This is a genomic window from Inquilinus sp. (assembly GCF_057815775.1).
This window is the reverse complement of the sequence record NZ_JBYRFX010000769.1, coordinates 1-4,229: the sequence shown is the minus strand read 5'-3', so window position 1 is coordinate 4,229 and position 4,229 is coordinate 1. Positions and strand designations below refer to the sequence as shown.

Sequence of the window (4,229 nt, the reverse complement as noted above, 5' to 3'; positions counted from 1 at the left end):
TCGTTCGGCAACGGCATCGCGCAGTATGCTTGATACGGCAAAGGGCCGGCACAAGGCCGGCCCTTCTCCTGCAGCACTTGGTCCGGATCAGATCCGGCGGCGCGGCCCGGCCCCGGCGGCCCCGCCGGCGGCAGCGGTCGCGGCGGCGAGCAGCAGCGTGGCGAAGGTCAGGAAGCCACCGCCGGCCGCGGCCTTGGCCGCCTGGTCGGCCACCGACTTGGCCTTGGCCGCGGCCTGGTCCTTCAGCTGGTCGAAATCGGCGAGCGCCTTCTCGTAGCGGCCGCGCGCCTCGTCCGGGGAAATGTTCAGCTGGGCGGCGACGATCGCGATCACCCGGTCCTTGGTGACCTGGTCGTCGGCCTCACCCGTTGCATGCCGGGTCAAAGCGGCAACGATTTCCTGCCGCGCCTGGTCGGGCGACAGGCTGGCGGCGTCCGGCTGCCCGCCCTTGCGGTCCAGCATGCCGCCGACCAGGCGGTCGACCTCCTGCTTCGCCTTGTCGGGCGTCCGGCCGGCGGCCTGGGCCGCGGCCGGCACGGCCTGGCCGACGCCGGCGCCGAGCGCTGCCGCCGCGTCACCGGCCATGCCGATGGCGCTGCCCACCGCGCTGCCGAGCACGACGAGGCCGACCACCAGCGCGGCGGCCCACACCACCAGCCCATGCAGGGCGCCGTCGACCCGCGGCGTGCGGCCCGAGAGATGGGCGGCGACCAGGCCGCCGACGAACAGGCTGACCAGCAGCGCTGCGGCGCCCCAGATGCCGCCGGCGACGCCGAGCGTGCCGGCCGAGGCGCCATGGCCCGAGGGATCGATGGTGCTGGCCCCCAGGCCGAGGCCGAGGGCGGCGAACAGGATCTGCACGGCAATCGCGACCGCCGCGCCGGCAATCACGGCACCCCAGGACAGGCGCTTGATCTCGATCGCGGCGGGCAGCACGGCCGGCGCGCGATCGGGGTACGGCATCGACATCGGATGACTCCTTTCAAGGCTTCGAGCCGCCCGGCGCCGGAGGAAGACCCGACGGGTCCATCGCAGCGGGGCGGCAGCCGCACCGGGGGTAAACCCCGCCCCAACAAAGCGTTATTTCAAATGTTAAGCTTCGGCCGACCAGCGACGCGTGGGGGGCGCATGGCAGGCACGAGACGAAGCCGGCGGAACATTCTGGCGTTGGGGGCCACGGCGCTGGGCGCGGCGGCGCTCGGCGGGGCCGGAGGCGCCTGGCTCCAGCGCCTGGCCGATGCCGCCCGGCTGCCGCCCGACGCGGCGCCGCGGACATTGCTCGACGATGCCAGCCGGTTGAACCCGACGCCGGTGCGCGGCGTGGCCTTCGCCGACCCATCGCCCGACGTCACGGCGGACCGGCTGGCCCCGCTGCTGGGCCGGATCGCCGCCGGGCAGGAGCCGGCCCTGGCCATCTCCGGCGCCCGCCATTCCATGGGCGGGCAGAGCCTGCTGCGCGATGGCTGGGTGCTGGACGCGCTGCCGCTGAACGGCATGGCGCTCGATCCCGCTGCCGGGGTGCTGCGGGTCGGCGGCGGCGCGACCTGGCGCGACATCATCCCGTCGCTGAACGCCCAGGGCTTCGCCCCGACCGTGATGCAGTCGAACAACGACTTCACCATCGGCGGCACGCTCAGCGTCAACGCCCATGGCTGGCACGCGAACAGCCCGCCGGTCGCAAGCACGGTGCAGCGCCTGCGGCTGCTGACCGCCGACGGCACGGTGGCGACCTGCAGCCCGGACGAGAATACCGAGCTGTTCGGCCTGGCGCTCGGCGGCTACGGCCTGTTCGGGTTGATCCTGGAGGCCGAGATCGCGGTGCGGCCGAACGTGATGTATGGGCCGGATTTCACCGCCATGCCGGTGCAGGACTATGCCACGGCCTTCGCCGCCCGGGTCTACGCCGCGGGATCGCCGGTCGAGATGGCCTATGGCCGCCTGTCGGTCGACCCGGACCGGCTGTTCGAGGAAGCGGTGCTGGGCTGCTACACCCCGGTGCCGGAGACGCGCGGCACGGTGCTGCCCCTGGCCGCCTTCACCACCGGCGGGCTGCAGCGGCTGGTGTTTCGCAACGCCGCCGGCAGTGACACCGGCAAGACGCTGCGCTGGTGGCTGGAGCGCGAAGCCGGGCCCTGGCTGGCCGACAAGGTCAGCCGCAACGCCCTGCTGAACGAACCGGCCGCGGTGTTCGCCGGCCGCGAGCCCGGGTCGACCGACATCCTGCACGAGTATTTCGTGCCGCAGGCGCGGCTGGCGGATTTCGCCAAGGCCGCCCGGCCGATCATCCGGCGCGACGAGGGCAACCTGCTGAACGTCACGGTCCGCGACGTCAGGCGCGACGACCGCAGCGCCCTGGCCTATGCCAGCGAGGACATGTTCGGGCTGGTGATGCTGTTCGTGCAGGATCGCTCCGCCGCCGGGGAGGAACGGATGCAGCGCATGACGCGGGCGCTGATCGACGCCGCGATCGATTGCGGCGGCCGCTATTACCTGCCCTACCGGCTGCACGCCACCGGCGACCAGCTGCGCCGCGCCTATCCCGCCTGGGATGCGGTGATCGCGGCGCAGCGCCGGCACGACCCGAACGGCGTGTTCCGCAACGGGCTGCTCCGGCGTTACGCGGAGGGTTGAGAGGGATTCACCCGGGACCGTAGGTTGGGTTCGCGCTTTGCGAACCCAACATCGTGCCGGCCGAGAGACTGTTGGGTTCGCAAGCGCGAACCCAACCTACGGACCGCTACTCCGCCGGGATGCGCACCGCTTCTTCTTCGCGGATCGGGTACTGCAACCGCGACACCATCTCCTTCGGCACCACCTGCCAGAATTTCTCCCGCTCGATCTGCCAGTCGTGCAGGATCTGGGTGGCCCAGGCGCTCTGGGTCTCGCGCGCATGCTCAGCGATCAGCGACCGCACCACATCGTCGTAGTGCCTGGTCTCGATCCGCTGCCAGATCACGTTTTCCGGGTTGGTCCGGCGGGCGAAGTTGCCCTCGATGTCGTAGACGAAGGCCATGCCCCCGGTCATGCCGGCCGCGAAGTTGTCGCCGACCGAACCCAGAATGACAGCGGTGCCGCCGGTCATGTACTCGCAACCGTTCGAACCGCAGCCTTCGACCACCACGGTGGCGCCGGAGTTGCGCACCGCGAACCGCTCGCCCGCCTGGCCGGCGGCGAACAGCTTGCCCGAGGTGGCGCCGTACAGCACCGTGTTGCCGATGATCGTGTTCTCGTTGGTCTTCAGCAACGAGGCGGCGAAGGGCCGGACCACGATGGTGCCGCCGGACAGGCCCTTGCCGACATAGTCGTTGGCGTCGCCGAACACCTCCAGCTTCAGCCCCTGCACCGCCCAGGCGCCGAGCGACTGGCCGGCATTGCCGCGCAGCCGCACCGTGACATGGCCCGGCTGCAGCCCGGTCATCCCGAACTTGCGGGTGATCATCGACGACATCCGCGTGCCCACCGCGCGGTGGGTGTTGCGGATCGAATAGGTCAGCTGGGTCTTCTCGCCGACCTCGAACAGTGCCTTGGCGTCGACGATCATCTGCGCGTCGAGCGTGTCCGGCACCGGGTTGCGGCCTTCCAGCGTGCAGTACATCGCATGCTCGCCCGGGTCGGCCTTGGCCAGCAGCGGGTTGAGGTCAAGGTCGTCGAGATGGGCGGCGCCGCGGCTGACCTGTCGCAGCAGCTCGGTGTGGCCGACGATCTCGTTCAGCGAGCGGTAGCCGAGCTGGGCCAGGATCTCGCGCACCTCCTCGGCGATGAAGCTGAACAGGTTCACCACCTTCTCCGGCGTGCCGGCGAACTTGGCCCGCAGCTCTGGATCCTGGGTGCAGACGCCGACCGGGCAGGTGTTGGAATGGCACTGCCGCACCATGATGCAGCCCATGGCGATCAGGCTGGCGGTGCCGATGCCGAACTCCTCGGCGCCGAGGATCGCGGCGATCACCACGTCGCGCCCGGTCTTGATGCCGCCATCGGTGCGCAGCCGGATGCGGTGGCGCAGCCGGTTCAGGGTCAGCACCTGATGCACCTCGGACAGCCCCAGCTCCCACGGCACGCCGGCGAATTTCAGCGAGGTCTGGGGCGAGGCGCCGGTGCCGCCGACATGGCCGGAGATCAGGATGATGTCGGCATTGGCCTTGGCGACGCCGGCGGCGATGGTGCCGATGCCGGTGCGGCTGACCAGCTTGACCGTGACCTTGGCGTCCGGGTTGATCTGCTTCAGGTCG

3 protein-coding genes are annotated in these 4,229 nt (G+C 70.9%); 1 reads left to right on the top strand and 2 read right to left on the bottom strand.

Translation table 11 applies throughout. From position 1 onward, the window contains the following. Positions 1-87: 87 nt before the first annotated feature. The gene (locus tag AC3XYG_RS27105; RefSeq protein WP_489142987.1) at positions 88-969 is read right to left on the bottom strand and encodes a hypothetical protein; all 882 of its coding nucleotides are present in this window, start codon (positions 967-969) and stop codon (positions 88-90) included. A 159-nt stretch (positions 970-1,128) separates the two neighbouring features. On the opposite strand from AC3XYG_RS27105, the gene AC3XYG_RS27100 reads away from it, so the two are divergent. Next, the gene (locus AC3XYG_RS27100; RefSeq protein WP_489142986.1) at positions 1,129-2,631 is read left to right on the top strand and encodes an FAD-binding oxidoreductase; all 1,503 of its coding nucleotides are present in this window, start codon (positions 1,129-1,131) and stop codon (positions 2,629-2,631) included. Between the two features lie 106 nt (positions 2,632-2,737). Here the strand turns inward: AC3XYG_RS27100 and AC3XYG_RS27095 are convergent. Further along, positions 2,738-4,229 (bottom strand): GltB/FmdC/FwdC-like GXGXG domain-containing protein (locus AC3XYG_RS27095; RefSeq protein ID WP_489142985.1); only part of this gene is annotated, 1,492 nt, incomplete at its 5' end.

Bases quoted from the DNA above. Each gene is read 5' to 3' on its own strand.
- AC3XYG_RS27105 (WP_489142987.1), bottom strand. From the start codon at position 969: ATGTCGATGCCGTACCCCGATCGCGCGCCGGCCGTGCTGCCCGCCGCG.
- AC3XYG_RS27100 (WP_489142986.1), top strand. From the start codon at position 1,129: ATGGCAGGCACGAGACGAAGCCGGCGGAACATTCTGGCGTTGGGGGCC.